The organism is Pseudonocardia sp. TMWB2A (genome assembly GCF_017312135.1).
This window is the reverse complement of sequence record NZ_QKQY01000002.1, coordinates 6,135,059-6,149,468: the sequence shown is the minus strand read 5'-3', so window position 1 is coordinate 6,149,468 and position 14,410 is coordinate 6,135,059. Positions and strand designations below refer to the sequence as shown.

20 protein-coding genes and 1 tRNA gene are annotated in these 14,410 nt (G+C 69.7%); 5 read left to right on the top strand and 16 right to left on the bottom strand.

Annotated elements, in window-relative coordinates; translation table 11 throughout:
* Positions 1-27 precede the first annotated feature (27 nt).
* Positions 28-100 (top strand) — tRNA-Leu (locus DMP17_RS43310).
* A 137-nt stretch (positions 101-237) separates the two neighbouring features.
* Here DMP17_RS43310 and DMP17_RS43305 read toward each other — a convergent pair.
* The 9 genes from DMP17_RS43305 to DMP17_RS43265 form a co-directional block, all read right to left on the bottom strand.
* Positions 238-1,605, bottom strand: a complete 1,368-nt coding sequence (locus tag DMP17_RS43305; protein WP_337832520.1) for a tyrosine-type recombinase/integrase — start codon at positions 1,603-1,605, stop codon at positions 238-240.
* A complete protein-coding gene (locus DMP17_RS43300) occupies positions 1,605-1,793 on the bottom strand; it encodes a helix-turn-helix transcriptional regulator (RefSeq protein ID WP_060713268.1) in 189 nt (62 codons plus the stop codon). Before DMP17_RS43300 ends, DMP17_RS43305 begins: the two co-directional genes overlap by 1 nt.
* The gene (locus tag DMP17_RS43295; protein WP_337832519.1) at positions 1,790-1,927 is read right to left on the bottom strand and encodes a hypothetical protein; all 138 of its coding nucleotides are present in this window, start codon (positions 1,925-1,927) and stop codon (positions 1,790-1,792) included. Before DMP17_RS43295 ends, DMP17_RS43300 begins: the two co-directional genes overlap by 4 nt.
* Before the next feature lie 27 nt (positions 1,928-1,954).
* A complete protein-coding gene (locus DMP17_RS43290; RefSeq protein ID WP_337832518.1) occupies positions 1,955-3,454 on the bottom strand; it encodes a replication initiator in 1,500 nt (499 codons plus the stop codon).
* Positions 3,451-5,079 carry an FtsK/SpoIIIE domain-containing protein gene (locus DMP17_RS43285; RefSeq protein ID WP_337832517.1) on the bottom strand — a complete coding sequence of 543 codons (1,629 nt, stop codon included), beginning with the start codon at positions 5,077-5,079 and terminating at the stop codon, positions 3,451-3,453. Before DMP17_RS43285 ends, DMP17_RS43290 begins: the two co-directional genes overlap by 4 nt.
* Complete coding sequence (locus DMP17_RS43280) at positions 5,076-5,243, bottom strand: hypothetical protein (protein WP_337832516.1); 168 nt, start codon at positions 5,241-5,243, stop codon at positions 5,076-5,078. The genes DMP17_RS43285 and DMP17_RS43280 overlap by 4 nt, the downstream gene beginning before the upstream one ends.
* Positions 5,240-5,584, bottom strand: a complete 345-nt coding sequence (locus DMP17_RS43275; protein ID WP_337832515.1) for a WhiB family transcriptional regulator — start codon at positions 5,582-5,584, stop codon at positions 5,240-5,242. The genes DMP17_RS43280 and DMP17_RS43275 overlap by 4 nt, the downstream gene beginning before the upstream one ends.
* Entirely contained in the window at positions 5,581-6,036 is a 456-nt protein-coding gene (locus tag DMP17_RS43270; RefSeq protein ID WP_337832514.1) for a hypothetical protein, read from the bottom strand. The genes DMP17_RS43275 and DMP17_RS43270 overlap by 4 nt, the downstream gene beginning before the upstream one ends.
* 122 nt (positions 6,037-6,158) lie before the next feature.
* Positions 6,159-6,587: a plasmid replication, integration and excision activator gene (locus tag DMP17_RS43265; protein WP_224389272.1), complete on the bottom strand. Its 429-nt coding sequence runs from the start codon at positions 6,585-6,587 to the stop codon at positions 6,159-6,161.
* Positions 6,588-6,753: 166 nt separating this feature from the next.
* Between DMP17_RS43265 and DMP17_RS43260 the strand changes: the two genes are divergently transcribed.
* The 3 genes from DMP17_RS43260 (at position 6,754) to DMP17_RS43255 (ending at position 8,664) form a co-directional block, all read left to right on the top strand.
* On the top strand, positions 6,754-7,359 hold the full coding sequence (locus DMP17_RS43260) for a helix-turn-helix transcriptional regulator (protein WP_337832513.1): 606 nt from the start codon (positions 6,754-6,756) through the stop codon (positions 7,357-7,359).
* A complete protein-coding gene (gene cutA / locus DMP17_RS46595) occupies positions 7,356-7,742 on the top strand; it encodes a divalent-cation tolerance protein CutA (RefSeq protein ID WP_443217960.1) in 387 nt (128 codons plus the stop codon). The genes DMP17_RS43260 and cutA overlap by 4 nt, the downstream gene beginning before the upstream one ends.
* Positions 7,743-7,836: 94 nt before the next feature.
* Complete coding sequence (locus tag DMP17_RS43255; RefSeq protein ID WP_337832512.1) at positions 7,837-8,664, top strand: hypothetical protein; 828 nt, start codon at positions 7,837-7,839, stop codon at positions 8,662-8,664.
* Between the two features lie 399 nt (positions 8,665-9,063).
* On the opposite strand, the gene DMP17_RS43250 is transcribed toward DMP17_RS43255, so the two are convergent.
* The 3 genes from DMP17_RS43250 to DMP17_RS43240 all read right to left on the bottom strand — a co-directional run bounded on the left by DMP17_RS43250 (position 9,064) and on the right by DMP17_RS43240 (position 10,720).
* Positions 9,064-9,210, bottom strand: a complete 147-nt coding sequence (locus DMP17_RS43250) for a hypothetical protein (protein ID WP_226353880.1) — start codon at positions 9,208-9,210, stop codon at positions 9,064-9,066.
* A gap of 18 nt (positions 9,211-9,228) precedes the next feature.
* A complete protein-coding gene (locus DMP17_RS43245; RefSeq protein WP_337832511.1) occupies positions 9,229-9,633 on the bottom strand; it encodes an anti-sigma factor antagonist in 405 nt (134 codons plus the stop codon).
* 460 nt (positions 9,634-10,093) lie between these two features.
* Positions 10,094-10,720, bottom strand: a complete 627-nt coding sequence (locus tag DMP17_RS43240; RefSeq protein ID WP_226367666.1) for a hypothetical protein — start codon at positions 10,718-10,720, stop codon at positions 10,094-10,096.
* A 44-nt stretch (positions 10,721-10,764) separates the two neighbouring features.
* On the opposite strand from DMP17_RS43240, the gene DMP17_RS46590 reads away from it, so the two are divergent.
* Positions 10,765-11,226, top strand: a complete 462-nt coding sequence (locus DMP17_RS46590; protein ID WP_226367665.1) for a DUF4333 domain-containing protein — start codon at positions 10,765-10,767, stop codon at positions 11,224-11,226.
* Between the two features lie 417 nt (positions 11,227-11,643).
* Here the strand turns inward: DMP17_RS46590 and DMP17_RS43235 are convergent, their stop codons facing one another.
* The 4 genes from DMP17_RS43235 to DMP17_RS43220 form a co-directional block, all read right to left on the bottom strand.
* Entirely contained in the window at positions 11,644-12,255 is a 612-nt protein-coding gene (locus DMP17_RS43235; RefSeq protein WP_226367664.1) for a LysE family translocator, read from the bottom strand.
* 123 nt (positions 12,256-12,378) lie between these two features.
* Entirely contained in the window at positions 12,379-13,254 is an 876-nt protein-coding gene (locus tag DMP17_RS43230) for a DUF2268 domain-containing protein (protein ID WP_337832510.1), read from the bottom strand.
* 106 nt (positions 13,255-13,360) lie between these two features.
* Positions 13,361-14,029: a cation transporter gene (locus DMP17_RS43225; RefSeq protein WP_226353877.1), complete on the bottom strand. Its 669-nt coding sequence runs from the start codon at positions 14,027-14,029 to the stop codon at positions 13,361-13,363.
* A complete protein-coding gene (locus tag DMP17_RS43220) occupies positions 14,026-14,382 on the bottom strand; it encodes an ArsR/SmtB family transcription factor (RefSeq protein WP_226367662.1) in 357 nt (118 codons plus the stop codon). Before DMP17_RS43220 ends, DMP17_RS43225 begins: the two co-directional genes overlap by 4 nt.
* Between the last annotated feature and the right edge of the window lie 28 nt (positions 14,383-14,410).

The following is a 14,410-nucleotide window of genomic DNA, read 5'->3' as shown; positions in this document are numbered from 1 at the left end:
TTCCCGCCCTGGCTACGCTGTCGCGGCGCCCCCGTAGCCCAACGGCAGAGGCAGGCCCCTTAAAAGGGTCCCAGTGTCGGTTCGAGTCCGACCGGGGGCACCCCGCTTTCACGTCGAGACTACCCCTCTGACCAGCGATTACACCCGACGAAGCCGAGATGATGTTGTCCGGTCGTGCCCGGCCCTGACCGGTGCTCGGCGGGTGGCTGTACCGAATACGTACCGAAGTTCCGTCGCTCACGAGGTAGCCCCAAGGGCGTCGGCGATCCGCTGCCGGGCGGCGTCCTCCTGGCCGACGATGCACTTCGCGTAGATCTGGTGCAGGACGGCGACGCTGTGTCCGGCCCACTCGGCGACCTGGGTCGAGGGCACCCCTGCGTTGAGCCATGTCGAGACCGCGGCGTGGCGGAGGTCGTAGGGGCGTCGGGCGAGCGGCGAAGCGGCCTCCGACTCGGTGAGAGCGCTCGCGCGAGCTTTCCGCCATACCCGGCAGTAGGTGCCCTCCGGGAGATCACCACCGCGGACACCGCGGAACAGCCGGCCGTCCGGCGTCGTGCCGTGCTCGGCGAGGTGCGCCCGCAGCAGGACGGTGAGCGGTGGGGGAGACGGGACCGAGCGGGTCTCACCGCGGGCCCGGTGCTTCAACTCTCGCTCCTCGCGGCGTCGGCCGTTGTCGGTCCAGGAAGCGCCGGCCTCCGGGGTGGATCCGGTCAGCAGCAACTCGCCCCAGCCCTCGTCGGGAAGTTGAAGGTCAGCGGCGCGGAGTGTCACAGCCTCACCCGGCCGCAGCGCGGCGTAGTAGAGCAGGCCGAAGAAGGCGACCAGGCCCGGGCCGCTCGGCTTCTGGCTGCCGACGGCGGACAGCAGGGCGCGGGCCTGGACGGTGTTGACGACCGCTCGCTTGTCCACCGTCTTCACCGTGCGCGGGATCTTCCACGCAATCGCGGTCACCGGGTTGCGGGTCAGGAGCCGACGCTCCACCGCGTACTCGCCGAGGTTGACCACGACGCCACGTTGCCGAGCGATCGAGGCCGGGGCTGCACGGCCACCGTCGCCACGAACTGTCAGTGCGTCCAGGACAGCGCGTACGACGGCCGGTTCGGCCAGGTCACCCACCTCACGGGTGTTCCGTTCCAGCCATGCCAACGCACGCGCAATCGGCTCCGGCGGAGCGGTATTCGTGCTGGCCCGGACGTTGAACGCCCACGCGGTCAGAGCCTTGCGCAACGTGGCGTCGTCCGGCCGGCCTCGCTCACTCGTGATCAGCGCGAAAGTGGCGTTGGTCAGCGCCCGCGCCGTGTTGCGCCGCGAGTTCGGAGCCAGGTGCGGCCACTTCATCGCTGCGTAGTCCCGGGCGAACGCGAGCCACCCGACGCGCCGTTCGGAGCGATCCATCGACATCGGACGACCGGTGTCCAGCGAGAACGCCTCGCCACGCCGCGCAGCGACCAGCAGCTCGGACCGGAAAGCATCAGCCAGAGCCGCAGTCTTGTACGGAACTCGCCATCGTCGCCCAGCAACCGACCACTTCACGGTGTGCGTCGTGGTCCGTGCGCCCGAGTACACCTCGACCTTCCAGATCCGCACGTCGTAGGAGGTCTCCATCAGGCTGCCTCCTCGTGCGCATCGAGCCAGCGCTCCAACTCCGCACGACGGACCCGCAGGTCACCGTTGGGGAGCTTGATGCACCGCGGCGCCCGGTTCTTCGCCCGCCACTCGTAGAACGTCGACCGCGAGATCCCGAGTTCGGCGCACACCTGCATGACCGTCAGCCGCTCCGTCGTCTTCGTCATGCCGCTGCTCCCTCAGTTGCCGAACGGTCGTCGAGTGGGGCATCGGCGGTCGCCAGGACGGCCGCGTCGTAGTCGGCGCGCCATCGGGAGCGCTGGTTGATCGCATGGAGCAGCAGGACCGTGCGGGGTGGCACGTCGCTGTCGCCGGGTTTGGTGGTCTCTCAGGTGAAGGGGCCGTCGTCGACGGCGTAGGCGGGTTGCACTCCGGCGCGGTCGAGGAGTTGCCGAACGAACGCGGTCCGCTCCGCGCGGTGGTCGGACAGGGACTTGTTGGACCACTTACGGGAGACGAGCACCCGGCGCCCGGCGATGCCGAGGTGTTCGGGCTTGTGCGCTTTGCCCTTGCAATGCCCTGGCGTCGTTCCGGGGCGGGCGCCCTTGGGTTCGATGCCGAAGAGCAGCCAGATCGGGCAGCGCGGCGAGCACGGCGTGATGGCCAGCTCGGCGGCCAGCCGTCGGGCGTGCTCGCGCTGCCGCATGGTGGCGGTCTCGTCGAGGCCGGCGGCCTGCCCGACGGACTTGGTGAGGTACTTCGTCAGGTAGCCGATGTGGCGACCGGCCTCCTCCGTTCCGCCGAGGATGCCCTTCACGTGGACCTGCGGCCCGAACACAACCGTGTGCGCCGGAGCGGCCAGCGCGGCGGGGTCGGTGGCCTCGTCCCAGGTGGGCAGCGGCTCGCGAGTCTCGGGGTCGACGAACGCCTTGTGGTGGTTGTCCCAGCGCGGGAGCCGGTCCCCGCTGTAGACGATCTCGTCGTGGGCCGGCCACCACACCTGGTGGTAGGTGGCGGCGGTGATCGCGCGCAGCTCGGAGCGGGGGATGGTGCCGCGGATGGCGGCGTGGAAGTGCGGGGCTCCGCGTTTCTGTGGTTCGACGGTGCCGAAGTACTGCACGTCCCAGCCGACGCAGCGGCGGGTGTTCTGCCAGAACCGGTCCAGCAGCTTGGGGAAGTGGATCGCGTCCCGCGCGGCCCGGCGGTAGTCGTAGGAGTCCGGGTCGAGCGCGGCGCCGTGCTTGTCCACCCGCCCATAGCTGTCGAGCGTGAGCGTGAGGAAGGTCGAGGGTCGGTACTTCCCTCCGAACACCCGTCCGAGGGTGCGGTCCTCGACCGGGCGGCGGGGCAGGTTCGGTGCGTCCTGCCGTCGCCGGGTCGAGCGCCGCACGGTCTGCGGTGTCGGGTCGAGCGGCGCCAGCCGACCGCGGACCCCGAGCGCGCGCAGCTCCTGGTCGACCTCGGCGACGGTCTCGCGGATCTCCTCGCACTCCTCCTCGTCCCCTTTGGCGCGGGCGTCGGCGTAGGCGGCGTGCAGGTCCGCCCGCACCGTCATCAGCTCCTTCTGCGCCGCGGACGGGTCGGCGGGCTTGGCGATGGGTTCGTCCTCGAGGTGCCAGCCCTCGCGGCACTGGACCATGCGCAGGCGTCGGGCCTTCTCCGCGCACGGGCCGCACTGGTCCTCCCGCGTCGACCCGCACGGCACCGGCACGACGTCGACCCGGCCGCTGCTCTGGTCGATGCGGCGCATGGCGAGCGGTCGGGTACAGACGCCGTGGTCTTCGGCGAGCTGGGTGGCGACCTCGTTGGACAGCGCGAGCATGGCTTTCTGGGCGCGGGTGAGCTTGTCCTGGTCGATCGGCTCGGTGCCGGGTTCGGCGGTGTTCACGCTGCACCTCCGGCGGGCAGAGCGGGCGTCCCGGGGCGGAAAGGCAGCACCGGCGCGGGTCGACGGGCCGGGTCCGGCGAGGGGGCGGTGACGAACCGCTCCAAAGCCTTGATCGCCTCATCCGGAACCCAGGCGGCTCGAACGCGCAGGGGTTCGCGGACCCCCTCGCCGAACAGATACCCGACGCCGGCCTCGAACTCGCCGATGCGGTTCGCCCACGCACCCCGGTCGTACGCCTGGTCCCCGAGCACCATCCCGACGTGGGACTTGGAGGCCACGCGCAGGCAGATGCGTCGCGGGAACAGCTCCCGGACCGGGACGGTGTCCTTGGTCGGCTCCTGCACGTAGCCGCGGACGGTGAACCCCAGAGCGCGGCCCTGGGTGGTCAGCAGCGCGATGCGTTCGGTGATGGCCTCGCGGGTCTTGCGGTCGCCGACGTAGCGCAGCAGGGCGCCGATCTCGTCGAACTCCACGATCTCCAACGGGGTGTCCCGTGTGATCGGGACGAGCCGGGTGGTTCCGGCGTGCTCGCGCTTGCGGGTCTCCATCTCCTCGACCAGGTCGTCGAGCAGCGCCAGCGCGTCCTTGGACGTCACGGCGTAGCGGTGGAACACATCGCGGCCGTAGGCCAGTTCCATGCCCTTGGGGTCGATCCCGTTGACCCGCACGAGGCCGTCGCGGATGGCCGGGGCGATCGACAGCAGGGGCGTCCACATCAGCGAGCCCTTGCCCGCGCCGGTGGCGCCGCCGATCAGGGTGTGGCTGCCGCGGATGGACTGCTGCCACGGGGTCCCGTACTCGGTCGCTCCGGACAGCACCCGGTCCAGGTCGATCGCGTCCCCGGGAAGGCCGGCCATGGCGTCGAGGTCGGGTGCGGTGACGGTGGCGTCGAGGAGATTGCGGCGCTGGTAGTCGATCGACACCACATTCGGGCCGAGTTCGCGGACCTGGCAGCGGTTCACCCCACGCGCCACGGCCAGGGCGCGGGCGGCGGTGTCGAAGTCCTCCGGGGTCTGCCCGGGCACGAGACGGACCTTGACCTCGTCCCAGGAAGGTCCGGAGCGGACCGAGAGGATGCGCGGGAGCTGGTCGCGGCGCGGGCGCTCCCGGGGCGCGGTCGCGGTGCGTCGGAGCGGGTTGACCTGGATGACCGTGGCCCCGCCGCGGTCGGGGACGGTGAGGCCGACCGAGCGCAGCCACCGGGGCATCCGGGGTGCGTAGACGAGCCAGCGCTGCCACCACGACCGCAGGTGACGTCCGGCCCAGTGGTCGAACGAGAGCAGCGACGCGACCCGCCACACCCCGAGCACGACCGTCACGGCGGTGAGGGTGAGCAGCAGCGAGGGCCAGCCCCACCACCAGCACCACGCAGACACGACGGTCACGGTCGTGGTGGTGCGCCAATGGCGGACCGCCCACACGATCGCGAGGACGAGGCCCTTGGCGGCGAACCAGAGGGCGATGAACACGACTGCGGCGGTGGCGAGGGCTTCGAGGACCTTCGCAAGGTAGTGGCCGATCTTGTAGAGCAGGTAGACGGCGACTGCGGCCAGGGCACCGCCGACGGTGAGGATCTGGTTGACCGAGAGCGGCAGCTCGGCCGGTGGGGCAGCGGCGGTGATCACGTGCGGCCTCCCTTGCGACGGGTCGGGCGGACGGTGGTGAGCGGGACCAGGGCGAGCTGGTCCAGGTGATCGGCGCACCGGCGGCGTCGCGGGTCGGGTCGTTCGTGGAGCAGGGTGCGGCAGACCTCGCAGCGGGCCGGGCGGGTCGGCTTGGTGGCGTTCACGCGACGTCACCGCCTGCGGCCGGGGTGGTGGCGATGGTGAGCCCGGCGCGGTGCAGGGTCCGGCGCTCGCCGGGGGTGGTGCCGCCGGTGATGCCGTAGCGGCGTGCCGGGTCCTCTGTGGCCAGGACGTCGGCCAGGCACGCGGCGCGGACCGGGCAGCCCCGGCAGACGCGGCGAGGTGTCTCGACCGAGGCGGCGCGGTCGTCGACGGGGAAGAACAGCTCGGTGTCCAGCCCGGCGCACGCGGCGTCCTCCCGCCAGCGGGAGTCAGTCGCGGTGGCGGTGGGGTCGGTGATCGGGACGAGCCGCAGCACCGGGCGGCGGCTCGGCTGGGCGGTCATCGGGCCACCGCCGAGGTGTCCGGGAGTCCCGGTGCGGCGTGGTCGGTGAGGCCGAGGTCGGCCCAGTTCGACATGGCCCCGGCGACGTCGGAGGGAGGGCGGCCGTCGGCGAGGGCCTGCCAGTCGTCGGCGGTGTCGGTCCAGTAGCGGGCCTGGTGCTCGTTGTCGAGGACGGCGGTGACGACGGCCTCGAAGTAGACGAGCGGGACGCCATTGGTGGCGGTGTCGCGTTCCAGGACGGTCCACCAGCGTGCGCGGCGGGTGTGGAGCTCGGAGAGCCGACGGGCGCGGGCGGCGTGGGCGCGCAGGTCCCCGGCCGGGGGTCGTGCGGTGTCGCGGATCGCGCGGCTGGTGCGGCGGAGGCCGGCCTCGACGAGACGGGCCACCGGCACGACCCGGGCGTCGGTGGGGGTGGTCGTGGTCGGGGCATGACGGGGTAAGGAGGTGTGCATCTACGCTCGGTGTCCTTCCGAGTCTCAGTGCCTGGCAGGGCTACGAGGGGCGAGGAAGATCGGAGGGGAGCCCGATACCTGCGGGCTTCCCTCCACCTGTGACGGCGGCGATGAGTGGCAGCTCAGGCCGCGTCCTGGTTCTTGCCCGGCGCCGGTCGGTGGCCGTGACCGGCGGGGGCCCGCATCCCGGCGGCGCGGAAGCTGTAGGCGACGCGGGGCCGGCCTCCGGTCTCCTGCACGTACGGGGTGACGGTGAGGCCGTCGAACTCGACCGGGCGGAACGGCAGCCCGGCAGCGGCCTCGGGCGGGACCGGCTGGTGCGGGGCCGCGATCTTCACCGTGACCGTCTTGTCGGTGCGGCGGGCCTCGGGGTCGGCGTCGAGGACCGAGACCGACCACACCGGCAGCCCGGAGTCCTTGTCGGTCTGCTGCACGGGGCGGCCGGGGGAGGACTTGTCGAAGTCCCGGACCGGCTCGACCTCGGACACCACGAACGCGCCGTGGGGGAACACGTCGCCCATCGCGACGGGGAACTTGTTCTTGATCGCCATGACTGGCGCCCTCCTCGGGTTGCTCGGCGACACGGTCGGGTGTGCCGAGGTCAGACCGACGGAGCGGACTTGCCCGCCCCTGTTGCGGACTAACAAGTCCTACAGTGAGGCGAACTAGTCCGGTTGTCAAGGACTAGGAAGTCCTACGACGATGGGGTGCGTGGAAATGGGCGAAGTGATCCGGAGGCGCCGAGCGGATCTCGGCATGTCGCAGGCCGACCTGGCCCGGGTGGCCGGCGTCGACACCCGGCAGATTCGCCGCTACGAGGCGGGGGAGCAGCAGCCACTGCTGTCAGTCGCGCTGACCATCGCGGACGCGCTCGGGGTGTCGGTCAGCGAGCTAGCTGGCCGAGCGCCTGGGCGGGTCTCACTGACCGGGGACTGGTGGGCGTCATGGCAGACAACCCGCGACGGCGTCGAGAAGATTGCCACCCAGCCCGTCCATATGCGCCAGGAGGGCGACCTCGTTCATATCGCTGCGACTCAGCGCGGGCTCAGCCAGGCCGAGGGTGGCTACCTGTGGTCTGGCGAGTTGCGCCTCTGGGACAACCAGATCCTCACCGGTTGGTACGCCGCAGCCGACGGCGCTGTGCGGTCCAAGGGAACGATGTTCCTCGCGATGCACCCGCACGGGATCGAGTTCAACGGCCGCTGGGTGGGGCTCGGCTATGACGACCAGGTCATGACCGGTTGGGCCACGATGGGGCGTACCCGTGAGGATTCCGATCGTGCAATGACCGACCTCATCGCTGCTCGTGGCAGTACGTCGTGAACCCATCTGACGAGATCGAGCTCTGCGAGGTTGTGATTACCGCGCCCGATTCCGAGTGGTTACGCGGGTTCACTCGGAGCCTCGTCGTCGATCGGCTCGCTTCCAACGTCCATAACTTCGCTCCCGTCCGCTCCACCTATCGGTGGGGCGACGAAGTTCACGACCGCACCGAGGGTCGGGCATCCTTACATACGCGCCGCAGTCTCATCTCGGTCATTGTCGAGCGAGCGGCGGAGGTTCACCCTTACGTTGTTCCAAGTATCAGCGCCCGACCGATCTACGATGGCAGTCCGGACTATTTGGCTTGGATCCGCAGGCAAACCGAACAAGTTTTTCCGAGCGTTGCTCCTGGAGATTCGGGCGGAACTCAGGTTAATGAGTAGCCAGAACGTGTCGAGGCGTCGCACTCCCTACAGGAGGGCAGTTAATAGTAGGAGGCAGACTGGGCGGCGGTGTCCATCGCGCGGCAGCTTCATTATGGCGCCTGTTCGCCGGGTATCTATCGCGGGTTGGATTGCTGTCGTCCCGTCAGTAATCGCCGCAGTAAAGATCTGGTTTCTTGCATCGGGGAATATCCAAAGCGTTGCAACAATCTTAGCAACTGCGAACCTGCTGAACATCTGGATCGGCACCGCCCTGGTGCTGTTTCTGAACACGTTCTTCTTCCTGCCGGCCTTGATCGCGCTTCGCGTCTTCCAGTACGAATGGCGTGAGCGGGATGTCTATCAAGACCCAAAAGGTCGTGGGCGGATGGTTCGATGGATCATCGCATTGCAGGCATCTCAGGTCGCTCTGGCGCTCTACTTTTTCGGCGCCCGCGACTCAAATGGACTTTTTATGGCGCTCGCCATATCAACTATAGGTTTCATTGCCTTCCTAGTCCGTTCGCCTGAGTTGATCGGTGAGCGTCGGTGGCCCGCCAAGGTGAGGCGTCGGCTACATCTCTGCTTTGCAGCGATGGGGGCGATGCTTATCTCCGTAATCGGCACGTGGGTATTTGCATGGACCGCGCTTTCGCCGGTTTATCCACTTGAACGTGTTGAGTTCGGAGATGTGAAATCGCCGACTGCATCGATCGGCTATGTGCTGGCTGTCGACGATGTCTCGCTAACGCTGCAGAGGCCGGATATCGGATCAACTGTGCGAATTCCTTCAGGTTCCGTGCTCGCCCGTGAGATATGCTCGCCCGGAACTGCGGTTGCACCTGGGGTTGTGCGGCTGAACAAGCTCCTGTTCTCGGAGTCGTCTTCCGCGCCCGTCTCTCCCGCGACGTGTGAGCTGGACCTGGGCTGGTTCTGGCAGTAATACGGCTGTCATTGCGGTCCGACTCAGTCGTAGTCCGCGTCGTGTACCACGAATCGGCTCAGGTCGATCAGCTGCCGAATCCGGCTCTTGAGGATCAAGGCGCCGCCTCCGGCGGCGCGGGGCCGGCCACGCCGGCCCCCGTCGCTCGCTCGCTACACCTCCGGCCCGTTCGCGGCGCCGTGGACCGTCTACCCGGCCCCGCCCCCCGGGGTAGCGCCTGTCCCAGACCCGGAGCCAGCACAAGCGGTCTCCGATGCCTACGCGATGACCCGGCGAGCCGAATCTATGACGCGCGCCGACTCCAGGCCGGTGCTCTACTTACTTGTGCGCAACCACCGCCACGCCGGGGGCTACTACGCCGGCACAGTCGTAGACGAAGATGCGGACCGCGTATTGAGATCATCTTTGCCGCGCGGCCGGAGCGGCCAGGCGTTCGCCTGCGGGGGTTGCGGGTTCGTCCTCGTAGACGGCTTCAGCCCCGGCGAGGAGCATCGTGACGTGCTTCTGCGATGCGGCCGATGCCAGACCGTCAACGACCTCGGCCACGCCCAATGGACGCCTGCGTCACAGGGACGAGACTCCGACGCCTGAGAGGTCGTCAGGGGTCGCAGCCGCTCTCGCCTGCTGGACGGTCGCATAAACCGGTAGGCGATCCAGGAGCCCGATCACGCTCAGCGGCCGGACAACCGACCGGTTGTTGCCCACCACATAACCGAGAAACCGGGTCTGGCTCGCCGCTCGCTCCGTTGCCACCAGCATGTCCGAGATGCCACCGGAACCGAAGAACGACAGCCCAGTCAGATCGACGATCACAGGCCCCCGAGAAGGACCGCTCCACGCTTCGTCGAGTACCGATCGCAGCTGATGCTCGGTCGAACCATCCAGCTCACCGGTGACCGACACCAGCAACTCAACGCCCGTAGCCCGTACCGCCACGTGTAGCACGGACCCAAGCTCATCGTCGAACACCGTCACACAATAGAGCGGACGCGCCTTGACATGAGCAGCAGGCCCCACCAGACCAAGCTGACGTGGTTGCCCCTCGGCCTTCATCGTCCACGCCGCGGGGCCGGCCGCAAGGGCGCCTACGGCGTCGCTCCGCGATGGCTGCGCCACCCTTGCCCCCGACCCCACGACGAGCAGATCGGCCTGTACGAGGGGCCGGGGGAGGAGCGGGCACAACCCCCGCGGTACGGCTCACGGACGATACGCGGACGCAGACGGGTAGTCCGCGCTTGCGCCGCAGGTCAGAGCCGGTATGGCAGCTCTCTGTAAATCCGTCGGCGTAGCCTTCCCAGGTTCGAATCCTGGACCAGCCACAGCAGGTGAAAGAGACCCCCGACCAGCGGAAACGCTGGAACCGGGGGTCTCTTTCGTTGCCCGGGTCCGTCCGGCTGTGACCGGGCTTCCACGGGTGTTCACGGACGCATCATGAACGGCCGTCGCGGAGAGCCTGCTCGACCCTGCGGCGCAGGGCGTCGTTCTGACCGGCGATGCACGTCGCGTAGACCCGCAGCAGGACGTCGACGCTGTGCCCGGCCCACTGGGCGACCTGGGTGGCCGGGACGCCCCCGTTGAGCCATGTCGACACCGCGGCGTGCCGGAGGTCGTAGGGGCGGCGGGCGAGCGGCGAGGTGGCCTCCTCCGGCGAGAGCGCGGTCAGCCGGGCAGCGGCCCACAGACGCCCGTAGTGCCTCTCGAACAGGGCACCGCCACGCGTTCCGCGGAACGGACGACCGTCCGATGTGGTGGCGTGCTCGGTCAGATGCCCGCGCAGGATCGCGGTCAGCTCCGGTGGGCTCGGTACCACTCGCACCTCGTCGACGCTGCGGTGCTTGAGCCGGCGCGGCTCCCGGCGGGTGCCGGACTCGCTCCACGACCGACCGGCGGCCGGAGCCGACGTGCTCAGATACAGGGTGCGTGCCTCGACGTCGTCCCGGTGCCCTGTGGGTCGCTCGCCCGCTACACCTCCGGCCCGTTCGCGGCGCCGTGGCTCGGCTACCCGGCCCCACAGCCCGTCGCGCCACCAGATCATCAGGATATGGACGCGATGCATGCCGCGGGGCTAACGATCTCCGTCGTACCGACGAGCTTCCGATCATGTCTGCGCGATCAGCCGCTCCTCGAACCGCGGTAGCCGTCGTACTCGCTGCTCTTGTCGCGACCGCAACTGTCGGATGCGGCGCCTCTGGCGCGGCGACCGCTCCCTCGACCACAGCTGTGCCTTCGGCGTCTCCGGCGGCCACCAGCACACCCTCGACGGCCGACGCAACAGCCGATCCGGCGGGCGTCGAGGCACCGCCGGCTCAGGCGACCGTCGACCCCGGCGAAGGGGCCGTCGCCGGCCCGGACGTGGCTCGATCGGTTTCGGCGGAGCTGACGAGAATCGTTGGTCGATCCCCGGATTCCGTGACCTGCCCCGATCTGCCTGCGAAGGTCGGTTCAGCGGTCCGGTGCACACTCGTTGACGGAGCCGACTCCTACGGCGTGGCAGTCACCACGACCTCAGTGCAGGTGAGCGATGTCAACTTCGCCATCAAGGTCGACGACCAGCCGTCCTAAACAGTCGGAGTTTCGACCACCTGTCTGCGTGGCCGTGCCAGTCGCTCGGATTCGGGACAGCCGAGTCGGAGAGTCCCCCTCGGCCGTCCATCGTCCACGCCGAGGCGTCGGCCGCAAGGGCGCCTACGGCGTCGCTACGCGATGGCTACGTCACCCTTGCCCCGTCACCATGACGAGGGGAGCGGCCAGTACGAAGGGGACGGGGGAGGAGCGGGCACAACCCCGGAAGCGCGGTCCACGGACGATGCGCGGACGCGGGCGGGTGGTCCGTATTCCCGCCGCAGGTCAGAGCCGGTATGGCAGCTCTCTGTGAGTCCGCCGGCGTAGCCTTCGCAGGTTCGTTGTCCGGGTCCGGCTACCCGGCCCCGGAGTCTCGGGGCACCGCACCGTCCTCGGAGGCGATCGGTCGGAGGCCGATCAGCGCGACTCGACAGCGAGCCGCCCGGCGAGCAGGACGTAGGTCGTGGCGAACGTGCGGCGCAGCCACGCCATCACCTTCGGGCGAGTGATGACCTGGTTGCGCATCGCGGTCGCGAAGATCCCGTAGGCGGCGAACACCACGAAGGTCACGGCCATGAACACCAGGCTCAGCCAGGTCATGTGCCAGGTGCCGTCGACCTCCCCGGCGGGGACGAACTGGGGCAGGAACGCGAAGAAGAAGATGGTCAGCTTCGGGTTGAGCAGGTTGATCAGCACAGCGGTGCGGATGATCCGCCACGACGAGACCGGGGCTGCATCGTCCTCGACCTGGGCCGTGGATGTGTCGCGCAGCGTCTGCCAGGCCAGGAACAGCAGGTAGACCACGCCCACCCACTTGATGGTCTGGAAGGCGACCGCGGAGGCGTTGAGGACGGCGGCCAGGCCGGTGATCGCGGCGACCATGTGCGGGACCACGCCGAGTGTGCAGCCGAACGCGGCGACGATGCTGGCGCGCGCACCACGGGCGAGGCCGGTGGCGATCGAGTACACGGCCCCGGTGCCGGGCGTGGCGACCACGACGAGGGTGGTCAGGAGGAACGCGATGCCCATGGCCTGCCTTCGGGGAGTCGTCGAGCGAACAGTACGACGCCCTTCCCGGCCGGTCACGACCGTCGATCGACCTGTCGCCGGTCCCGCTCCGTGGAGAGCGCTCGCCCGGAGGACGTCGAACGCCTACACCGACGTGGCGATCACATCGTCCGCCGGCGCCAGGAGGCATTCCGAAGCGGTCCGCCCGGTCGCGGCGAGGTATGCGTCCACGAGTCGGTTCCCGGCCGCGTACCCGGCACCCGTCGGGAGACCGACCGGCTCACCGCCGAACCTCGCGGCGTGCGCGTCCCCGAGCACCCAGGCGGTGAAGTTCTGCATCCCGGTCACGTCGAGCCCGGTGAGGACCCGGGCGAACGCCTCGTCGTCGCCCACCGCGCCGGCGCCGATCCGGGCACGCCCGCGTTCCTCGCCGTACAGCTCGCGGGCGAAGGCATCGGCCAACCCTTCGGAGACCACGTACTCGCCGACGGTGACGGTGGCCGGGTCCCACAGGACATTGCCGGGCGCGTACCGGACGTTGTGGTGCAGTTCGTGCACCGCGGTCGCCTCCAGCCGGTCCAGGTTCTCCGGTGACGGCCAGATGGTGAGAGAGATGTACCCGGGCACCGAGCCGTTGGCGTTCATCCCGAAGCCGGTGTCCTGGAAGAACCCGTCGGTCGGATCGCCCAGGACCAGGAGCACCGTGGCGTCGGGTACCCGCAGGCCGGGGTGGACCCGCTCCAGGTGCTCGGCCGCCCCGTGCAGGGCTCTGCCGATCCGCTCCCACGCGTGGGCGTCCTCCAGGCGCCGGAGACCGTCCGTCGACAGCTCGAGGTCACGGTCGAGGGGGAAACCCGAGGCCAGCTCGTGCATGTGGACCAGGTCCGGCTCGCCGGGGAAGAAGCGGTACATGCCGCTCGCCGGTTCCAGCATCGTCCGCAGCAGCTCGGCCCGGTTCTGTTCGGCCGCATGCAGGACGTGTCGCATCGCGGGCCCGGTGTCCAGCACGGTGAAGGTCATGGCCGCGATCGTCACGCTTCCAGCGGGTGGAGGCGCAAGCCGGAGTCGGCACGGGCCGATGATCTCCTCGCGGCGCACCCGTCGGACCGCGAGGTACTCCGGACCGTCAGCGGCAGCAGCCGTCGGCGCACGCGTCGGACGTCGCGGCGGCGCCGGGCCGCGGAGCGCAGCAGCTCTCTCCCCGCCACGCGTTCCTGCCCTCGCGCACGGCCAGGACCGCCAGCACCAGCGCGGCGACGGGGTCGGCCCACCACCAGCCGAGGGTGGCGTGGAGAACGAGCCCGACGAGCACCGCGGCCGACAGGTAGGTGCAGAGCAGCGTCTGGCGGGAGTCGGCCACGGCGCTCGCCGAGCCGAGCTCACGCCCCGCGCGTCGCTGCGCCCATGACAGGAACGGCATGATCGCGACACTGGCCGCGACCAGCACGATGCCCACCGTCGAACGGTCCGCCTCCGCCGCCCCGGACAGGCCCCGCAGTGCCTCGACGGTCACGTAGAGGGCGAGGGCGAAGAACGAGCATGCGATGACCCGCAGGGCGATGTGCTCGCGGCGGGCCGGGTCGCGGCCGGCGAACTGCCACGCCACGGCGGCGGCCGAGCTGACCTCGATGACCGAGTCCAGTCCGAACCCGATCAGGGCGATCGAGGACGCGGCACGACCTGCGGCGATGGCGACCACGGCCTCGACGACGTTGTAGCCGATGGTGATCGCGACGAGCAGGCGGATGCGGCGGACGAGGACGGCGCGACGGTCCTCGGAGAGGGACAGGGTCACGACGCCTGTTCCCCGGTGTGTCCCGGTGCGCCGTAGGTCGGGCACAGCGCGACCGCGTCGCCGGTCTCGGCCAGCACCGTCTCGGCGCTGCGCAGGAGGTCGAGCAGCTCCGGGCGCACGAGGCGGTAGTAGGACTGGCGTCCCTCGGCCCGGGAGTCGACCAGACGGCAGTCCCGCAGACAGGCCAGGTGTTTCGACACCGTCGACTGGGCGAGACCCAGGTGGCGGGTCAGGTCGACCACGCGGGCCTCGCCCCGGCCGAGTCGCAGCACGATGGCCAGCCGTGCCGGGTCGGCCAGCGACCGGAACAGCGCCACCGCCGGGCCGACGTCAGGGCAACAACTCATCGCCATGGAGCGATGTTAGTCAGAAAGTGCGATG